Source organism: Erwinia typographi (assembly GCF_000773975.1).
Lineage (GTDB): Bacteria > Pseudomonadota > Gammaproteobacteria > Enterobacterales > Enterobacteriaceae > Erwinia > Erwinia typographi.
In genome coordinates this window covers 39,256-56,485 of the sequence record NZ_JRUQ01000051.1, presented here as the reverse complement: position 1 = coordinate 56,485, position 17,230 = coordinate 39,256, and the positions used below count along the sequence as shown (strand labels likewise).

At 56.9% G+C, this 17,230-nt stretch carries 15 protein-coding genes; 6 read left to right on the top strand and 9 right to left on the bottom strand.

Translation table 11 applies throughout. The annotated features are described in order from the left end of the window. Positions 1-4: 4 nt before the first annotated feature. The 7 genes from sctQ to sctW are packed head-to-tail and all read right to left on the bottom strand — an operon-like array spanning position 5 to position 7,677. Positions 5-1,033 (bottom strand): type III secretion system cytoplasmic ring protein SctQ, encoded by a 1,029-nt coding sequence (sctQ, locus tag NG99_RS18205; RefSeq protein ID WP_034896014.1) that lies wholly within the window; start codon positions 1,031-1,033, stop codon positions 5-7. Then, the gene (locus NG99_RS27675; RefSeq protein WP_052130770.1) at positions 1,030-1,698 is read right to left on the bottom strand and encodes a type III secretion system HrpP C-terminal domain-containing protein; all 669 of its coding nucleotides are present in this window, start codon (positions 1,696-1,698) and stop codon (positions 1,030-1,032) included. Before NG99_RS27675 ends, sctQ begins: the two co-directional genes overlap by 4 nt. Continuing rightward, positions 1,695-2,159, bottom strand: coding sequence for a hypothetical protein (locus NG99_RS18195; protein WP_034896012.1), 465 nt, complete (start codon positions 2,157-2,159; stop codon positions 1,695-1,697). The genes NG99_RS27675 and NG99_RS18195 overlap by 4 nt, the downstream gene beginning before the upstream one ends. Beyond that, positions 2,137-3,495, bottom strand: coding sequence for a type III secretion system ATPase SctN (gene sctN, locus NG99_RS18190; RefSeq protein ID WP_157032654.1), 1,359 nt, complete (start codon positions 3,493-3,495; stop codon positions 2,137-2,139). The genes NG99_RS18195 and sctN overlap by 23 nt, the downstream gene beginning before the upstream one ends. After that, entirely contained in the window at positions 3,495-4,394 is a 900-nt protein-coding gene (locus tag NG99_RS18185) for an FHA domain-containing protein (protein WP_034896007.1), read from the bottom strand. Before NG99_RS18185 ends, sctN begins: the two co-directional genes overlap by 1 nt. Positions 4,395-4,404: 10 nt before the next feature. Beyond that, complete coding sequence (gene sctV / locus NG99_RS18180) at positions 4,405-6,513, bottom strand: type III secretion system export apparatus subunit SctV (RefSeq protein ID WP_034896005.1); 2,109 nt, start codon at positions 6,511-6,513, stop codon at positions 4,405-4,407. A gap of 12 nt (positions 6,514-6,525) precedes the next feature. Beyond that, a complete protein-coding gene (sctW, locus tag NG99_RS18175) occupies positions 6,526-7,677 on the bottom strand; it encodes a type III secretion system gatekeeper subunit SctW (RefSeq protein WP_034896003.1) in 1,152 nt (383 codons plus the stop codon). A gap of 301 nt (positions 7,678-7,978) precedes the next feature. Between sctW and NG99_RS18170 the strand changes: the two genes are divergently transcribed. The 3 genes from NG99_RS18170 to NG99_RS18160 all read left to right on the top strand — a co-directional run bounded on the left by NG99_RS18170 (position 7,979) and on the right by NG99_RS18160 (position 10,879). Continuing rightward, complete coding sequence (locus tag NG99_RS18170; RefSeq protein WP_034895999.1) at positions 7,979-8,521, top strand: RNA polymerase sigma factor; 543 nt, start codon at positions 7,979-7,981, stop codon at positions 8,519-8,521. A 200-nt stretch (positions 8,522-8,721) separates the two neighbouring features. Continuing rightward, positions 8,722-10,176, top strand: a complete 1,455-nt coding sequence (locus tag NG99_RS18165; protein WP_084110574.1) for a PAS domain-containing sensor histidine kinase — start codon at positions 8,722-8,724, stop codon at positions 10,174-10,176. Positions 10,177-10,237: 61 nt separating this feature from the next. Continuing rightward, positions 10,238-10,879 (top strand): response regulator, encoded by a 642-nt coding sequence (locus NG99_RS18160; protein WP_034895998.1) that lies wholly within the window; start codon positions 10,238-10,240, stop codon positions 10,877-10,879. Positions 10,880-10,881: 2 nt separating this feature from the next. On the opposite strand, the gene NG99_RS18155 is transcribed toward NG99_RS18160, so the two are convergent. Beyond that, positions 10,882-11,988, bottom strand: coding sequence for a hypothetical protein (locus NG99_RS18155; protein WP_034896237.1), 1,107 nt, complete (start codon positions 11,986-11,988; stop codon positions 10,882-10,884). 96 nt (positions 11,989-12,084) lie between these two features. Between NG99_RS18155 and NG99_RS29335 the strand changes: the two genes are divergently transcribed. Both NG99_RS29335 and NG99_RS18150 read left to right on the top strand, forming a co-directional pair. Then, entirely contained in the window at positions 12,085-12,318 is a 234-nt protein-coding gene (locus NG99_RS29335) for a hypothetical protein (RefSeq protein WP_157032650.1), read from the top strand. A gap of 24 nt (positions 12,319-12,342) precedes the next feature. Further along, positions 12,343-13,434 carry a malate/lactate/ureidoglycolate dehydrogenase gene (locus NG99_RS18150; RefSeq protein ID WP_034895996.1) on the top strand — a complete coding sequence of 364 codons (1,092 nt, stop codon included), beginning with the start codon at positions 12,343-12,345 and terminating at the stop codon, positions 13,432-13,434. 62 nt (positions 13,435-13,496) lie between these two features. Here NG99_RS18150 and gntT read toward each other — a convergent pair whose 3' ends face one another. Then, positions 13,497-14,813, bottom strand: coding sequence for a gluconate transporter (gene gntT / locus NG99_RS18145; RefSeq protein ID WP_034895993.1), 1,317 nt, complete (start codon positions 14,811-14,813; stop codon positions 13,497-13,499). Between the two features lie 991 nt (positions 14,814-15,804). On the opposite strand from gntT, the gene NG99_RS18140 reads away from it, so the two are divergent. Beyond that, positions 15,805-17,229 (top strand): cytochrome ubiquinol oxidase subunit I, encoded by a 1,425-nt coding sequence (locus NG99_RS18140; RefSeq protein WP_034895991.1) that lies wholly within the window; start codon positions 15,805-15,807, stop codon positions 17,227-17,229. The last annotated feature ends 1 nt before the right edge of the window (position 17,230 follow it).

Here is a 17,230-nt window from a genome sequence, read left to right as displayed (position 1 = left end):
AGGGTTAGCGAGCCAGCGGATTCTGGCTGCCGGGCAGCATGTGGGTAATTTGCAGGCCCAGCCTGCCCTCCACATCCACCAGTTCCCCTTTGGCTAACGGGTAGTCGCCGTGGCACAGGATAGCCTCGCCAGGCGTGACGTTATTGATCATCACCATCGCCCCCGGCCCCAGCTGCTGGAGTTCACCCAGCGTCAGTTTTAGCTGGCCGCAGCGCACCGACAGAGAGAGCGGCAGCGGCGCAAAATCGGTCTCCGCCTCTGCCGTTTCTGGCTCCCAGTGGGATTCGGGGTGATTCACAAACTCGTCAGGGGTCAGGGTCACGTTCAGTCTCTCCATCTCGGTCAGGATAAAATGGGCCGTCGGGCCAGGCTGCATTTGAATATCCCCGTGCAGCAACCAATTCGCACAGCGAAGGGTTCCACGACCTTCAGGGGTAAAACAGGGCAGTGGCGGCAACAGGATGTCCCCGCTGCGCAGCGCCCGCAGTCCGGCTAACGACAGCGCTAAATCGCCGATAACGATCGGCAAGCTCAGCGTCATGCTTTGCGGCAAAGGCCATGCGTCCTGCTGCCAGCCGTGTTTATTCATAAGCAGTGACAGACTCCGGGCCGAGAGGGCCAGCAGGCTATGCGCCTGTTGCCCTGCCCACTCGATCGCCAGCGTCAGCAGAAGTTCGCCTGTTTCAGCCTTCTCCTGCTTAAAGTCTAAGTGGCCGAACAGCGCAAGAAGTTCGGCAGAAAGTTGCTGATGCCACCACGGCCAGTACCACTCTTGCTCAGAGTTACCGGCGGGCAGGGCAAAAGTGGGGCAGCGTGACATCAGCGACAGCACGGCCTGGGCATCGGAAAATTGCAGCAGGCCAACGTCAGTCAGCCAGCTGCTCATCTCGCCCGGCTGGCGTCCGTCTGCCAGCGTCAGGCGGAGTACGCCCTGCTCTCCCGCCAGTTGAAAGGGGTAAAAGCAGCCCGCGCCAAGCTGCTGGCGCAGGCCAGCGAGTTCAGCACTCATGGTGGGTAAACGCAGCCTGCTCATCCTTGCTGTTCCCGCTCGTCTCCCTGCGTGCGGCGTTCAAAGCGTAGCCGCACCCGGCAGGCCATTTTCTGGCGCAGGGAAAAACGACAGCGCTCCTGATGCGGCAGCAGCGCCTGCCACGCGCCGGGCTGTAAATGCAGGGCGATGTCCCACCCTCCGGCCGCCAGCGCCGTCATATGCGCATCCACATTGCCGAGCTTAGGCAGCATCAGCGTCAGCTGCATTTCGCCAGGCTGAGGTTCGGTCAGTGCGGAGATCAAAGCAGGCTCGATTTCCTGCCAGAGCGCCATTGCCGGTGGCGCCGCTGAAGAGGGGGTTTCTTCCAGTTGGGTGAACCCCTGCTGCTGATCGGAACCCTGATCCAGCGCCAGCCGCTGGGCCATCACGTCATCGCCTTCCAGCAGCGCGCTGAACAACGCATGATCTTCGTCGGTTGGGCGTCTGGCCTCACTGCGCAAGGAAGAACGTGGAACGGGCGGCGCCTCATTAACGCGGCTGGGCTGGCGTGGTAATGCGGCTCGGGGATCGGCACGCTGAACATCGCGGGACTGAAGAAACTGCTGGCGCGCCTGGCGCTGCAAATCGCGCTGCTGCTCAGCCTGCCGTTCGCTGGCCTGCTGCTGGGCCTGGTGCTGAGCAGCCGCCTGAGAAAGAGTACGTATCATCCAGAGACCTCGTTTTGCTGCAGAAGATATTCCAGCTTTTCCACATCACGCAGCCGCAGCCGCGTTTCCCGCTGAGCCTGCTCCACCCGCTGCTGCTGCTGCTGTTGCTGCTCCGCCAGCTCGTGCAGGCTCAGGCGCTGCCGATCGACCTCTTCCGCCGCCTGCTGCTCGCACTGCAACGCGCGCTCCAGGCGAAATTTCGCCTGCTGGACGCCGGCGTTTTGCTGCATAAAACCAGCGCGGATCTGCTGATATTCCCCCTTCTTCTCGTCCAGCTTCCGTTCGGTATGGACGGTTTTATCCACCACGGCCCGCAGCGCCTGCTCCTGCTCACGCTGCTGACGCTCGCTGCGGCTCAGCCGCTGACGGCGGATCGGCAACAGCAGTTGCAGCGTACGCTGGAGTTCCGCCGCGCTGGCGTCGGTTTCGGCTTCCGGTTCAGGCATTGAGTGACGGCGCATAGCGGCTTACCTCCGACAGGTCAAAACAGGTCTTTTCAAAATTTGAGGGATCGCGCATCGACTGCTGTAGATAGCCGTTGATCGCGCCTTGCGCCTGCACGGCAGCATCGGTCAGGCTGTCGTTGCCCGGCTGGTACTCTCCGAGGCGGATCAGCACTTCCACCTGCTGCCAGGCGGCCATTAACCGCCGTACGGAAGTGGCCTCGCTGACCTGCTGCCGCGCCACAACGTTGCTCATGGTTCGGCTGAGGCTGGCCAGCACATCGATGGCCGGATAGTGACCCCGTTCGGCCAGCTTACGGGTCAGAACGATGTGGCCGTCAATCAGCGATCGCACCTCGTCCGCTACCGGATCGTTCATCGAGTCCTGCTCGATCAGCACGGAATAGAGCGCGGTGATGGCGCCGGTTGAAGTCTGCCCGGCTCTTTCCAGCAGCGTAGGCAGCAGGGTATAGACCGAAGGCGGCAGCCCGCCTCGTCCCGGCGGTTCGCCGAGCGCCAGGCCGATTTCGCGCTGCGCGCGGGCAAAACGGGTCAGCGAGTCGAGGATCAGCAGCACGCTTTTCCCCCGATCGCGGAAGGCCTCCGCAATGGCCGTGGCGGTAAAAGCGGCGCGGGCGCGCTCCATGCTGCTGCGGTCAGAAGTGGCGCAAAGCAGCACCGTGCGGCTACGCAGCTCGCTGTCCAGCTCGTGATCGAGAAACTCGCGCAGTTCACGTCCGCGTTCGCCAATCAGCCCGAAGACAATCACATCGCAAGGGGTATTTCGCGCCAGCTCGGCCAGCAGCGTGGTTTTACCGCAGCCCGCTCCGGCAAAAATGCCGACGCGCTGGCCGACGCCCAGCGTCAGCAATCCGTCGATGGCACGCATCCCGGTAGGCAGCGGCGTATCGATTCTTGGCCGTTCGGTCGGCGGCGGCGCATCGCCCAGCACGGTCTTAACGCCGTCCGTGTCGCCCGGCTGGGCAAACGCGCTCAGGCTGCCCTCTTCAATTGGGCGGCCAAAACCGTCCAGCACGCTGCCCAGCAACGCGTCGGAAACGCGAATGCTGTGCGGCTGATAGAGCGGCGTAACCCTCGCCCCCTGCGCAATGCCGTCGAGCTGGCCCAGCGCGGAGAGCAGCGTATGCTGAGGGTTAAAGCCAACCACCTCTGCCAGCACGCGGGTATTGTTTTTGCCTTCGATGCGACAAAGGTCGCCTATGCGGGCGCCCGGCAGGCTGCTTTCCAGCAGGATCCCACTGATGCCGGTAATGCGGCCAAATGCTTCGACGGGCGCAAAACGCGCCAGCCGTTGCTGATGCTGACTGAACCAGCAATCCAGCTCCGCCAGCATCACCAGTTCACCTTGATGTGCTCGCGGCCGCCAAATTCGACCTCGCTGGAGGTGATAGCGACCAGCCGTAAGTCATCCACCTGATCGCCGATAAACAGCCGGTCTCCGGCATCGGTCACCACATTAGCGCGCTTGCCGGTGGTGATTTGCACAATGCGGAACGGCAGTTTTGCATTGTACTGACGGGTGTTATTCACCAGTTGGGGCTGCACGTTGTACTGCGCCTGGAAGCGCACCAGCATCCGCTCCAGGATTTGCAGCTGCTCTTTGTTCAGCTCGCCGTTGAGGATCAGCTTGCCCTTATCCATGTCGATTTTCACGCCGGGCGTCAGGCCGCGCTCGCGCAGCATCGCCACCAGCGGCGGACGCACTTGCTGTAACGTTTCCAGTACCTTGCGGTTGGAATCGGTGGTTGAGGTCTGCGCTACCGTAGGCTGAAGGATCCAACTGATGATGGTGAAGCTCAGCAGCAGGATCAGGCTGATGGAAAGAACCTGTACGCCGCGGGAGAAGGTGCGGGAAGGCACAGGTGCCGCTTCGACCGGCGCAGCTGCCGCTGCCGGAGCCGCCAGCGCCGGCTGTGGCGCAGCGGGCATCGCCTCCCAGGGGCGATCGGCCGGAGAAAGGCACAGCCAGGTTTCGCCCAGCGCAAAAGGGGTATCGAACGGTAGCGGGTCCAGCAGCGCGACCGTTTCGCCTGCGGCCGTCAGCACCTCGCCTTCCTTGCCCTGAAGCTGCCAGTGCTCGTCAGCGAAAACCAGCGTGGCATGCTGCGCCAGTACGCCATCGTCGCTCAGCAGCAGATCGGCTTCATCGGCACTTCCAAGGCTTAACTCGCCGCCGATAACGGGCAGCGCGGCGCCCTGGTGGCGGCCCGTAAGTACGCGTAGCTCAAACATAATCAGCTCCTTAAGCATCAAAGGACTCGGCTGAATCGTCCAGATCGAGGCGACCCACTACGTTTATCGACAGGTTGGACTGCAGCTCGGCAAACGACAGCACCGGCACCTGATGGAATTCATCCTGAATCAGCCCGCGCAGCGGGCTGCGGAGATCCTGCGCCACCAGCATTACCGCAAATCTGGCGTTTTCAACGGCAAAGGCGTTACGCATCTGCGCCAGGATCGCCATGTTCTGCTCCTGCGTCAGCGAGAAGAAAACTTCACTTTGGGTCTGGCGCAGCGAATCGCGCAGCTGCTCCTCCATTTCAGGGGTGAGCAGCCAGACGTGCAGGCCATCTTCCTGGGTGTACTGATAGCAGATATGTTCTTTCAGCGAGATGCGCACCAAATCGGTCAGCAGGCTGATATCTCGCTCGTTCTGGCCGTGCTCAATCAGGGCTTCCGCTATCGCACGCACCGAGCGCAGCGGGATACGCTCCGCCACCAGGTTTTGCAGCACGTTAGAGAAGCGCGCGATAGGCATGACGCGCTGAAGTTCCTGGGCCAGCTCCGGCTGCTCGCTCTCCAGCCAGCCCATCAGCGCTCGCGTCTCCTGTAGACCAATAAAATGGGGCGCGCTGGCGTGAATGGCGTTTTCCATACGCTGCATCAGCAGCTCATGGAAGCCCCAGCGCGGAATCTGCTCGTTTTCCAGCAGAGGATGATCGGCCGGCAGCCACAGCAGAGTGGACTCCCGGCGAGTTTCCGTTCCCGGCGTCACGCCCTCTTCTTCCGCCAGATGATCATGGCCGCTGAGGCCAACCGCCGACTGCGCCACGTTGAAGGTGCCGATCACCCTGGGGATTTCGTACACCGAGTAGCGAAACTCGTCGACGGGCAAACTCTCCTGAAATTCAATATCAAAAGCGGGCAGCGTGAAGCCGTAGTTATAAACGATGCTATTGCGCATACGGCGGATAGCCTGCACCAGATCCAGCGTTTCGGCCGTGCCGCGAGCGCTGCTGGGGAATTGCAACAGATAAGGTCGGGTCGGATTGAATTGCCGCAGGTCTTCAGTGCCGTTCAGCTCAGGCGGGACCACCTCGTTTTCCATCTGCGGCCGTTCGGCAACCAGCAATCGCTTTGCCCGCCAGACCTGAAAACTGCCGGTAGCCAGGGTCAGCACGGCCAGTACGATAAAGACGCCGGTTGGCATTCCCGGTAACAGGGCAAAACCAAACATGCCGATAGAAGAAAGTATCCACGCCTTTGGCTGGCTGGTCAGCTGCTCGGCGATCTCACGACCAATATTGTTATTGCCATCGGTTTCGCTGTCCGAGGAGACGCGGGTGATGATCATCCCTGCCGTCAGGGAGATCAGCAGCGCCGGGATTTGCGCAATCAGGCCGTCACCAATGGTCAGCACCGAATAGGTATGCATCGCGTCCCCGGCTGGCATACCAAGCTGCATTACGCCGATGCTGAAGCCACCGATCAGGTTAATAAACAGGATCACCAGCCCGGCGATGGCATCGCCCTTGACGAACTTCATCGCCCCGTCCATCGCCCCGAACAGCTGGCTCTCTTTTGCCAGATCGACGCGACGGCGCTTGGCCGTGCTGACGTCAATCAGCCCGGCGCGCAGATCGCTGTCGATCGACATTTGCTTACCCGGCATGGCGTCAAGCGTAAAGCGGGCCGCCACTTCTGCCACCCTCTCCGAGCCTTTGGTGATCACCAGAAAGTTGACGACAGTAAGGATCAGGAACATCACCATCCCGACGGCGAGGTTGCCGCCGACCACAAAGGTGCCGAAGGCGGCGACAATATGTCCGGCATCCTGCTGAACCAGGATCTGGCGAGTGGTGGAGATCGACAGCGCAAGGCGGAACATGGTAGTCAGCAGCAGCACCGCCGGAAAGCTGGAGAACGCCAGCGGCTTCGGCAGATACATCGCCAGCACGACCAGCAGGGAAGATATACAGATGTTGACGGCGATCAGGGTATCGATCAGCCCCAGCGGCAGCGGAATGATTAGCATGAAGACGATCGCCATCGCAAACATCGCGCCGACGATTTCGGAGCGCTGCATTGCGCCCAGCGCGATGCGGTTGAGGATTAAAAACATGCTGTTCATTCTATTGTCCCCTTAGCCTTTCGCCGCCGCTTTGTGCTCGTTATCCACCAGCATACCGATCACGCTGCGCAGCAGTTTTGCGGCTTCGGGTCGATGATTGCGGTCGCGCCAGAGCATTGGCGGCATATTGTTCATTAGCGGCAGCAGGCCATTGAAAAAAATCATCTGCGCTTCAGGCTTCTCTCCGGCAAACTCTTTCCCTATTGCGTTGATGTCCCGTCCCTGTAATCCGGTTTCCGCTACGTTAAGCAGCCGTCTGGTCATCTCAATACCGCCCAGCGCGGAGGGGGGAATTTTCCCCCTGGAACGGAGGTCGTCGAGCAGCTTGTCGCTATTTGCAATCAGATGCGTTAGCTGTCCGGCCTCGCTAAGACCAAGTTGGATTTTATGCAGCGATCGCGCCGAAATAGAGGGGGCAAGAGAGGCGATGTCCTCAGACAGCGCGCGTTGCAGCGTACGCAGGCCTGGCATAAATTGTTCCCGACCAAACCGCTCAAGCAGGCTGTCGAGGATCACCGAAGGTGACTGGTGCTTAACGATGCCGTTGTAGTAAAGGTCGCGCATCCCCTGCTTTTCCGCCGGGTCGGTGGTGAAGCTGGCAATCGCTGGCGCGGTATTCAACCCAGCCCTGACCAAATCGCCAAACTGCTCGTCCAGGCGCTCAAGACCATGGCTTGCGGCGTTAGCCGTCTGCGTATCCCCGCGGCTGTCCGCTTCGCGCAGTACCATCCTCAGCATGAGATTGCAGCGTGCCGGATCGTTATCCGCCGCCTCGACCAGCTCGCCAGCATCCGGCTCTGGCCCTTTGGCGAGCACGCTTTTCAGCGCGTTCATGCGGGTTTCCAGTCGGTCCTGCTGCTGCCCGTCAAGCATTTGATAGAGCTCGCCCAGCCGTTCAATGCGCTCCACCGCCCCACGGTTGCTGCGTAAATGCTGGGTATTAATCTGACGGCGGTTGAGCCCTTTGGTGCTCTTCTCCACCTTTTCGCCAAATATTGCCCCTAACTCTTCCAGCGAATCCGTGAGTGAATCCGCCGCCGATTGAGTATTCACCGGACGGGCGCGAGCGTCAGCCCCGGAAGCACGCGAAGACGCGCTATCCTGTTTGAGCAGCGTTTTTACCAGGGCCTGCTGAGACTGAAAGGAGGACTGAACTTTAATCATCTCGGACTCGTCGTTGATTTCGCGATTCTCTTACGTGGCTGCAATCCCCAATAAGTTCCCGAAGAAAACGTCGTTAAACCCGTATTTTAAATGCCTTATTCAGCTGAAACTTTACAGTGCCGTTATTAGTGTAAGAACTTGCACAGCTAATTTTTATAATCCTCCCAGTTTTGTCTCAGATAATTCTTAAGCATTGTAAACATCGCCGGAATAACGCCGCCTGGCGGTATTTTCGTCCTCTGGCACGCTCCTTGCTATATGACAACCCTCAGGCTGTTAATTAATTCCCAGGAGCGTAAAGATGCTATCTTCTTCAACCGCAGAATTGTCATTTTCACCTGAAGTACCGGTCGTTATTTTATGGCAGGAGATCCTTTGCCAGCAGAATCGAAAACTGCACAATTTTATTCGCAAACGCGTTTCCAATCGTGAAGACGTAGAGGATATTGCGCAGATGACCTGCGTGGAAGTTTTGCGAAACAGCCACAAATTCCTCGGCGCCTCACGCCCGGAAACCTGGCTTTTTGGTATCGCCGCCAATCTGATCCGCAATTACTACAAGACGCACCAGAACCGTTTTCTGTTCGACAGTCTCAATGAGGACAACGTGCTGGAACTCATTCAGGATTGCGATCCCAGCGATATCATCGCCAACGATGAACTACTCAGCGTCATGGCGAACTCCATTGACCGGCTGCCCGAAGAGACCCGCCAGATGTTGAGTATTCTGGTCGAACGCAACGGCAGCTACCAGGATGTTGCCACCTCTCTGGATATCCCGTTGGGCACGGTAAAATCCCGCCTCTCCCGCGTGCGCGAGGCGCTCAAGAGCACGATAAGCTGAACAAAGCGTTTTTTTCAGTCCGAATAACGCCATAATTATTTATCTGCGTGTTGACGCAACTTTCAGATGAATATTGATGGTCAGCAGCGATTTTATTTGCTGTAATTGTTTCTTAATGGTAATTAGCCGGGTGAGATACCCTTTGCGGTAATATAATCTATGCTTATCATACTTCCAACTTTCAGCCTTCAGAGAGAAACATGCTTTCATCTGAAATATTCAGCCTCAATGTGAGTAGCAACCCGGATAACGGTCGGGCTATCCTGCCCGACTTTGCTCTTGACAAGGTCAATGACGCGATTTATTTAGTCGGCAAGGACGCAAAGCTGGCTTATATCAATAATAAAGCCTGTGAAATGTTGGGCTATAAATATCAGGAACTGCTCAGTTTAACCTATGCCGATATTGAAAGTGAGCTGAAAGATCCTGACGTTGCGGCACTGTGGTGGAAACTTAGTATGCGCCCGGAAGGCATTCGTTTTACTTCCCAGCACAAGACGCATGACGGTGAGCTGATCCCGGTTGAGGTCAGCTCGAGCACCTATGAGCACCTGGGGCAGACGCTGGTGCTAAACGTAGTGCGGGACGTACGGGAGATCAAAAAACGCACCGAGCGCTACCTTCAGCAGGAGCAGCAGTTTCGCTCGCTGGTGGAGAATTCACCGGATCTGATCGCCCGCTTTGATACCCAGATGCACTGCCAGTATGCCAACCCGCCGGTGCTGAAACTGATTGGCTGTAGCGAGGAGCAGGCGCGGGGATGGCGTTTAACCGACAGCATTCCGTTTGATGAGGTGGGAATGCGGCTGTTCCGACTGGTGTCCAACACGCTGGCCAGCGGGGAGAAAAGCGAATCGGAGCTGGAAGCGCGGTTTGGCGAACGCGCGATGGTGCTGCACGTCCGCTGCGTGCCGGAATACAATTTACTGGGCGAAGTGGTCTCCATCCTGGCGGTAGGCCGGGATATCAGCCGCCTGCGCGAGGTGGAGAATGAAGTTCGGGCGGCCCATCAGCAGATGCGCCTGCTGGCCAGTAATCAGCAGCAGCGTACCGAGGATGAGCGCAAGCATATCGCCAGGGAGATCCACGATGAGCTGGGCCAGCACCTGACCAGCCTGCGGGCCGGTCTGTCGGTGATTGGCATGCAGGCGGACAATCCGGTGCGGGTCAATCAGCAGGTAGACTATTTGATGACGCTAATCGACAGCACTATTCAGGTAGTCAGGGATGTTTCCACTCGCCTGCGGCCTAATATGCTGAATATGGGTCTGGTCCCGGCCCTGGAGTGGCTGCGCGATGAATTTGTCAAAAACAGCCGCTGCGCCTGTATGCTGATCGTGCCGGAAGGAAAGCCGGTGGCGCTGAGCGATCAGGCCGTCACCGCCGTGTTTCGCGTGGTGCAGGAGTCGCTGACCAATATTTCCCGACACGCCAGGGCCAGCAAAGTGTCGATCATTGTGCAGGCCAGCCGTGAGTCGGTGGTTATCCAGATCCGCGACAACGGCCGCGGCTTTAAAATGCAGTCGGTCCGCCGGGATGCCTTTGGGCTGCTGGGTATTAAAGAACGGGTGGATATGCTGAACGGGGTCGCCTCGATCGTCAGCAAGCCAGGCGAAGGCACTCTGCTGGAGATCACCCTTCCCCTTTCAGCATAACCGTCACAGTGAGCTGATATATTCTGCGCTCGCACAGGACATCTTCAACCAGGGAACCAGGATGAGTGAAGTAATTAAGTTAGTGATCGCCGACGATCACGCGCTGATGCGCGAAGGACTGAAACAGATTTTCTCCCTGGACGACGGGATTGATGTGGTAGGTGAAGCGGGAGACGGTAGCCAGGTGCTGGAGCGTTTGCGTCTTGGCGGTCTGGATCTACTGCTGCTGGATATTTCCATGCCGGGAATAAGCGGGGAGGATTTGATCAACCGAATCCACTCTCAGTACCCGGATCTGCCGATTCTGGTACTCAGCATGTTCAATGAACCGCAGATCGCCCGCCGCGTGCTGAACTGCGGCGCGCTGGGGTATATTACTAAGGATAAAAATCCTGACGCGCTGCTGGCCGCCATTCGCTGCGTAGCCAAAGGCTCGCGCTATATCGACCACGATTTAGCGCAGGAAATCGTCTTTGCCGAGTACCAGAACGGCAGCCGGGCGCTGCACGAAACCCTGACCACGCGAGAGCGCCAGATCCTGCTGATGCTGGCACACGGCGAAACCATCAACGCCATTGCTGACGGCCTGTCGATCAGCAACAAGACGGTCAGCACCTATAAATCGCGGATGATGGAAAAAATGCATTTCACCAGCAATGCCGACATAGTGAAATACGCCATCAGCCACCATCTGGTGCAGTAGCTTTAAGCGGTGGGCGTCGGCGCCTCAGCCTCTTCAGGCGGGGCATCCCACAGCTCTTCATCAGGCTCTTCCGGCTGAGCGTTCCTGCGTAACCGCTTACTGACCAGGAACACCGGCGTGGCAATAAACAGCAGCAGGCTGCCCGCCATACCGCAGACCAGCAGGCTGAGGCAGCCAGCCCATCCTTCTCCCGCCGTCAGCCCCGCGATGACCAGAGACAGAATAAAGAAGAAAGAGAGCGTCAGGCTGACCGGCCAGATATTGGTGATATCCATCTCGCTGAGCGCCATTTTCACCGGCTTTCTCGCCCATTTAGCCGCCAGTTTTTCGGCCTTCATCGCCTCTTTTACCGCCAGCAGATCCACACAGGGAGCGACGAAATTTTCCGCTGATGTGGGGTAATAAAGCGCGTCGAAAATGCGGGCGATTGGCGGGAAAGTTACCGGCCAGCTACCGCTGTGCACGCCATAAGTGGTCAGCGCGGGCAAGGTGATTCGCGGCCACATAACCGGTTGCAAATAGCGGTCGTGCAAAACCACCCAGCTCTGCCGGGTCTCCCCTTTGCTCACATGGTAGAGGCGAAAGCGGTCGGCTGGCGGGTAGTTAAGGTTACTGACCCGCGCGGTGATAAAAGGAATGTGCCGCTGGCGGCAATAGTTAACCCGGCTTTGCCCTTGAGCCGCGAGCAGCAGCCCGATCGCCGGCAGGAAATACCACGAGGTACTTTCCGCCGCCAGCGGGCCGTTGAGATGCTCAGCCAGCTTGCTCTCGCTGTTGGCGCTGAGGTGATCGGGCCACCAGCGCCAGCTTCGCCCAATCACCCGCTCGGTAGGCACGCGGAAAATGCCGAGTGGCTCGGTTTCGGCAGGCAGCATGGCAAACGGAAAGATTTTGCTGAAAAAGGTCAGCGCATCGTCCGGCCCGTCCCATTCGCCGCTGGCCTCCAGACCATGAAGGTTCGCCGTCAGCTCGCCCCAGCCCGTTTTCCCCAACATATCTATCTGGTATTTAGTGTCCGCAAGATGCTTTCCGAGCCGCAGTATCTCTTGTGGGATACCCTTCAGCGGCAGCTCGGGGATCGTCGGCACCTGATTCTGTTCATTTTCCATACTGCACTCATCCCCAAAGGCAACTGCCCGCAGACCTGCAAAAAAACCAAGGATAATTAACCGCCAAACGCAGAATGCGTTAAAGAAAGGTGTTTGATGGCCGGAGCCGAAAAGGGAAAAAATTGGCTGAATGTCGCCTGTTATCGTTATCGAAAAAAATTTGGCTTTAGTCAAAAAACTAAATACTTTCAAGATGATAGTATACTTAGCAACGCCTTCCCTTTGCAACTCTCTCCGCACATCACGCTGCCTTCCTCTCCTTTTTACCGGGCTGTTTTTCGGCTTTATTTCACGACAACGGCAAAATATTCGTTTAAAAATAAACAGTAAACTCGAAAGCAAAGGAGGAAAAAAATGCGTCAGGCAGGTGAGGAAATTCGGATTGCGAGCAGCAGGCTACGACAGTTTGTGGCATCGCTTTGGCAACATGCAGGCAGCAGCGAGACGGAAGCCGCGCTAGTAGCCGACCATCTGGTGCAGGCCAATCTGGCGGGCCATGATTCGCACGGCGTCGGGATGATCCCAAGCTATATGGCGTCCCGCAGGCAGGGCCACCTGATGCAAAATAAGCATATTGAAGTGGTTAAAGACGCGGGCGCGGTACTGACGGTTGACGGGCATAACGGTTTTGGTCAGGTTGCCGCCAGCGAGGCGATGGCGCTGGGCATTGAGCGGACGCGTCAGCTGGGAATGTGTGCCGTTGCGCTACGGCACACACATCATATTGGCCGCATTGGTCACTGGGCTGAGCAGTGTGCCAGTGCCGGGTTTATCTCGTTTCATTTCGTCAATGTGGTGGGCGATCCGATGGTTGCCCCGTTTAACGGTAGCGATCGCCGGTTCGGCACCAATCCTTTTTGCGCCATTTTCCCGCGTGAAGGCCAGCCTCCGCTGCTGCTGGACTTCGCCACCAGCGGCATCGCCTTTGGCAAAACGCGAGTAGCCTATAACAAAGGAGTTCAGGTTGCGCCGGGCTATCTGATTGATCACCACGGTGCGCCGACCAATGACCCAACGGTGATGCACGAAACGCCGTATGGCTCGCTGCTGGCCTTTGGCTTACACAAGGGCTACGGTCTGGCGGTAATGTGCGAGATTCTGGGGGGTGCCTTATCGGGAGGGCAGACTACGCATGAAAGCTCGCTGCAAAAGAGCGTGGAAGCCATTTTCAACAGCATGACGACCATCATTCTCGATCCTAAAGCGTTTGATGCCCCGCAGATGCAGGAAGAAGCGCAGGCGTTTATCGACTGGGCAAAAGCCTCACCGCAGGCGGGCGACAGCCCAATCCTCGTGCCGGGCGAGTTTGAACAAGCGCAGCGCGCAGCGCGCCTGCGCGACGGTGTGCCGATTGATGCCAATAGCTGGCAGCAGATTCTGGCGGCAGCCCGCGAAGCCGGAATGCCGGAAGCCGAGCTGGCGGAGTATTACGGCCAGGTAAGTTAGCCCATTTTGCGAGCTGCATGCCCTTCCCCTGTACTCAGGCGGAAGGGCCACGCTTTGCCCAGTTAAATCACCGCATTTAACAACAGGCATCCAGCCAGACCACAGACGGAAATGACCGTTTCCAGACCGGACCAGGCTCGCATGGTTTCGCCGATGGTCAGATTGAAATACTCTTTGAACAGCCAGAATCCCGGGTCGTTAACGTGGGAGAAAATCACGCTGCCGGAGCCTACCGCAATCACCATAAGCTCAGGGCTGACGCCGGTGGTGGCGATGATCGGCGCTACAATGCCACCGGCCGTAATAGCGGCAACCGTTGCAGAACCCAGCGCAATGCGCAACGCAGCAGCGATTGACCATGCCATCAGCAGTGGCGAAATATTGCTGCCTTCCATCATGCCGGCAATATATTTGTCCACGCCGCTATCCACCAGAACCTGCTTAAATGCCCCACCACCGCCAATAATCAGCAGCATCATGGCGATGATTTTGATGGAATCCGTCAGCGTATCCATCACTTCATCCACGCTGCGCCCACGGTTAAGACCGAAGGTGAACAGCGCAATCAGCACGGCAATCAGCGTCGCCATAATAGGATCGCCAAAGAACTCGGCCCAGGCCAGCAGCGGATGCCCTTTTGGCAGCATCATCTCAGCTACCGCGCGCAACGCCATCAGTATTACCGGTACTAATGAGGTCCAGACGCTAACGCCAAAGCTGGGCATTTCGGCTTCGGTAAAGGTCTTCTTGTTATACAGACCTTCCGGGATCGGCTTATCAATACTTTTCAGGAAACGGGTATACACCGGGCCAGCCAGGATAACGGTTGGAATCCCCAGCAGCGTGCCGAACAGTAAGGTTTTCCCCATGTCCGCATGGAACAGCGTGGCGATAGCCGTTGGCCCTGGGTGAGGAGGCAGGAAGCCGTGGGTCACCGAGAGTGCCGCCGCCATCGGCACGCCGACAAACAGCAGAGGCACGCGGGCAGAAGCGGCAATAGTCAGTACCAGCGGCAGCAGCAGCACAAAGCCGACTTCATAGAACAGCGCAAAACCGACGGTAAAGCCAGTCAGAACGACCGCCCACTGAATGTAGCGGGTGCCGAACTTAGCAATCAGCGTGGTGGCAATGCGCTGCGCGCCGCCACAGTCCGCCAGCAGTTTTCCCAGCATCGCGCCAAAGCCCATAATCAGCGCAAGGCTGCCCAGGGTGCCGCCGACGCCAGCCTTAATGGAAGCAATGACTTTGTTAACGGGCATTCCCTGCATCACGCCGACGGCCAGCGCAACGAGGATCAGGGCAATGAATCCATTCAGTTTAAAGCGGATCATCAGCAGCAGTAACATGACTACGCCAATGGCAACGATGACTAATGGCATAACTCTTCTCCGGTGCGTGCTCCTGGTGAGTTCAGAAACACAGTAAATTCTCCCGCTTTGCGCTAAGCGTTACGGGTATCAGTGTCAGGGTAATCAGGCATAACGCCACAGTGTTACCGGGAACATGTTAACGGTAACATCACGCAACCGAAATGCCTCAGCTACGCGGAATTTACATTCTGAGATGAAGATCAAACTTTTGACATACTGTTCAACAAGGTGGTGGCAGGGAAGAAATGAGGCCGCGTCAGTGTTTTCGTTAACGCCACCAGGGCCAGCAGCACCTTATGTTGCTGCGGGCAGGTAGTTCATACATTAACCAACATGTTCTTGACCTCAGACAAGAAAGCATACGTTCATAAGGGGTAAAATGTAACAAAAAAATTCACAGTGAATCAAAATGAGAAATTCAGCGTTAACATCTACACGCGTTTTCAATCAAAATAATGACATTGAGAAATTAGTCATCAGTCGATAACAATCCAGAATATAATATTTAAATTATCCCAACCCCAATGATAACAATAAAGTAACATTACCGTTGTCATGGGGATTTTTCACAGCATTAATTTCCAATTTGTGCGCTTATTCAGTCAATGGCACGACCTAAAAGTAATAAGAAAAGGGACTTTTATTACTGAAGTGAAAAGCTGATTTTTACAATCTCCCTCTCTCATCCGCGCGCTCCCGTCGATAAAAAAACCTTATCAGGCATAAAGATACCTTACCGTCACATCACGATACCACTTAGCCACACACATTTAACAAAGCCGCAAAATTTTTTAACGCGCCGATGAAACAATTCATCGCAAAGTTCAACGCTGTTATAGGAAAATTTCCTATTACTGTAGCTACTCCTTCACCTGATTTGGTCTCAGGATCAAACCTTCGATGAAATAACCGCGTAACGGCGTGAAACCCCATTTGCCTGTTAATTGGCGGTAAATAAAAAAGAAAGGCAGTCTTTTATTATGTTAGATCGAGGTAAGCAATGTTTGGATTAGATGCGTTCCACCTGGCAAGGATACAGTTCGCGTTTACCGTCTCCTTCCATATTATCTTCCCGGCCATCACCATCGGCCTCGCCAGCTTTCTGGCAGTGCTGGAAGGATTATGGATAAAAACCAAAAACCCGGATTATCGTGATCTGTACCATTTCTGGTCAAAAATCTTCGCCGTTAACTTCGGCATGGGCGTGGTGTCCGGCCTGGTGATGGCATACCAGTTCGGCACCAACTGGAGCGGCTTCTCCCAGTTCGCCGGTAGCATTACTGGTCCGCTGCTGACCTACGAAGTGCTCACCGCCTTCTTCCTCGAAGCGGGCTTTCTGGGCGTGATGCTGTTCGGCTGGAACCGCGTGGGACCGGGCCTGCACTTCTTCGCCACCTGCATGGTCGCGCTGGGGACGATCATCTCCACCTTCTGGATCCTTGCCTCGAACAGCTGGATGCAAACCCCGCAGGGTTATGCCATTCAGAACGGCATTGTCGTACCGGTCGACTGGCTGAAGATTGTCTTCAACCCTTCCTTCCCGTTCCGATTGCTGCATATGTCCACCGCGGCATTCCTCGCCAGCGCCTTCTTTGTTGGCGCGTCTGCGGCGTGGCATCTGCTGCGTAAAAATGACACTCCGGCCATCCGTAAAATGCTGTCGATGGCTATGTGGATGGCGCTGATCGTTTCGCCCATTCAGGCGATGCTGGGGGATGCCCACGGTCTGAATACGCTTGAGCATCAGCCGGCCAAAATTGCGGCGATCGAAGGCCACTGGGAAAACCCGCCGGATGAGCCAACGCCGCTGATTCTGTTCGGTCTACCGGACATGGAACAGGAAAAAACCCGCTATGCGCTTGAGATCCCGTATCTGGGCAGCCTGATCCTGACGCACAGCCTGCATAAGCAGGTGCCTGCGCTGAAGACGTTCCCTAAAGAAGATCGTCCGAATTCGACCATTATTTTCTGGTCCTTCCGCGTGATGGCCGGTCTGGGGATGCTGATGGTGCTGCTGGGCTTTGCCAGCCTGTGGCTTCGCTTCCGCGAACGTCTTTACACCTCGCGCCCGTTCCTGTGGTTTGCGCTGGCGATGGGCCCCTCTGGCCTGATTGCAATTCTGGCCGGTTGGTTTACTACCGAAATCGGGCGTCAGCCATGGGTGGTTTATGGCCTGCTGCGCACTACCGACGCGGTCTCCGCGCATGGCGATCTGCATATGAGCATCAGCCTGCTCGCCTTTATTGCGGTCTATATGTCCGTGTTCGGCGTGGGCTATATCTACCTGTTCAACCTGATTAAGAAAGGTCCGCAGCAGGGTGAAGGCGACCATACGCCAGATGGCGGACCGGGTACTTCGCATACCCCTTCTCGCCCGCTGTCTGCCGTACAGGAAAAATTAAATTCGCCGGAAGAGGGGAAATAAC

What these genes read in the sequence shown, in the direction of transcription:
- sctQ (WP_034896014.1), bottom strand. Translation starts at nt 1,033, where the DNA reads ATGAGCAGGCTGCGTTTACCCACCATGAGTGCTGAACTCGCTGGCCTG.
- NG99_RS27675 (WP_052130770.1), bottom strand. Translation starts at nt 1,698, where the DNA reads ATGATACGTACTCTTTCTCAGGCGGCTGCTCAGCACCAGGCCCAGCAG.
- NG99_RS18195 (WP_034896012.1), bottom strand. Translation starts at nt 2,159, where the DNA reads ATGCGCCGTCACTCAATGCCTGAACCGGAAGCCGAAACCGACGCCAGC.
- sctN (WP_157032654.1), bottom strand. Translation starts at nt 3,495, where the DNA reads ATGCTGGCGGAGCTGGATTGCTGGTTCAGTCAGCATCAGCAACGGCTG.
- NG99_RS18185 (WP_034896007.1), bottom strand. Translation starts at nt 4,394, where the DNA reads ATGTTTGAGCTACGCGTACTTACGGGCCGCCACCAGGGCGCCGCGCTG.
- sctV (WP_034896005.1), bottom strand. Translation starts at nt 6,513, where the DNA reads ATGAACAGCATGTTTTTAATCCTCAACCGCATCGCGCTGGGCGCAATG.
- sctW (WP_034896003.1), bottom strand. Translation starts at nt 7,677, where the DNA reads ATGATTAAAGTTCAGTCCTCCTTTCAGTCTCAGCAGGCCCTGGTAAAA.
- NG99_RS18170 (WP_034895999.1), top strand. Translation starts at nt 7,979, where the DNA reads ATGCTATCTTCTTCAACCGCAGAATTGTCATTTTCACCTGAAGTACCG.
- NG99_RS18165 (WP_084110574.1), top strand. Translation starts at nt 8,722, where the DNA reads ATGCTTTCATCTGAAATATTCAGCCTCAATGTGAGTAGCAACCCGGAT.
- NG99_RS18160 (WP_034895998.1), top strand. Translation starts at nt 10,238, where the DNA reads ATGAGTGAAGTAATTAAGTTAGTGATCGCCGACGATCACGCGCTGATG.
- NG99_RS18155 (WP_034896237.1), bottom strand. Translation starts at nt 11,988, where the DNA reads ATGGAAAATGAACAGAATCAGGTGCCGACGATCCCCGAGCTGCCGCTG.
- NG99_RS29335 (WP_157032650.1), top strand. Translation starts at nt 12,085, where the DNA reads ATGGCCGGAGCCGAAAAGGGAAAAAATTGGCTGAATGTCGCCTGTTAT.
- NG99_RS18150 (WP_034895996.1), top strand. Translation starts at nt 12,343, where the DNA reads ATGCGTCAGGCAGGTGAGGAAATTCGGATTGCGAGCAGCAGGCTACGA.
- gntT (WP_034895993.1), bottom strand. Translation starts at nt 14,813, where the DNA reads ATGCCATTAGTCATCGTTGCCATTGGCGTAGTCATGTTACTGCTGCTG.
- NG99_RS18140 (WP_034895991.1), top strand. Translation starts at nt 15,805, where the DNA reads ATGTTTGGATTAGATGCGTTCCACCTGGCAAGGATACAGTTCGCGTTT.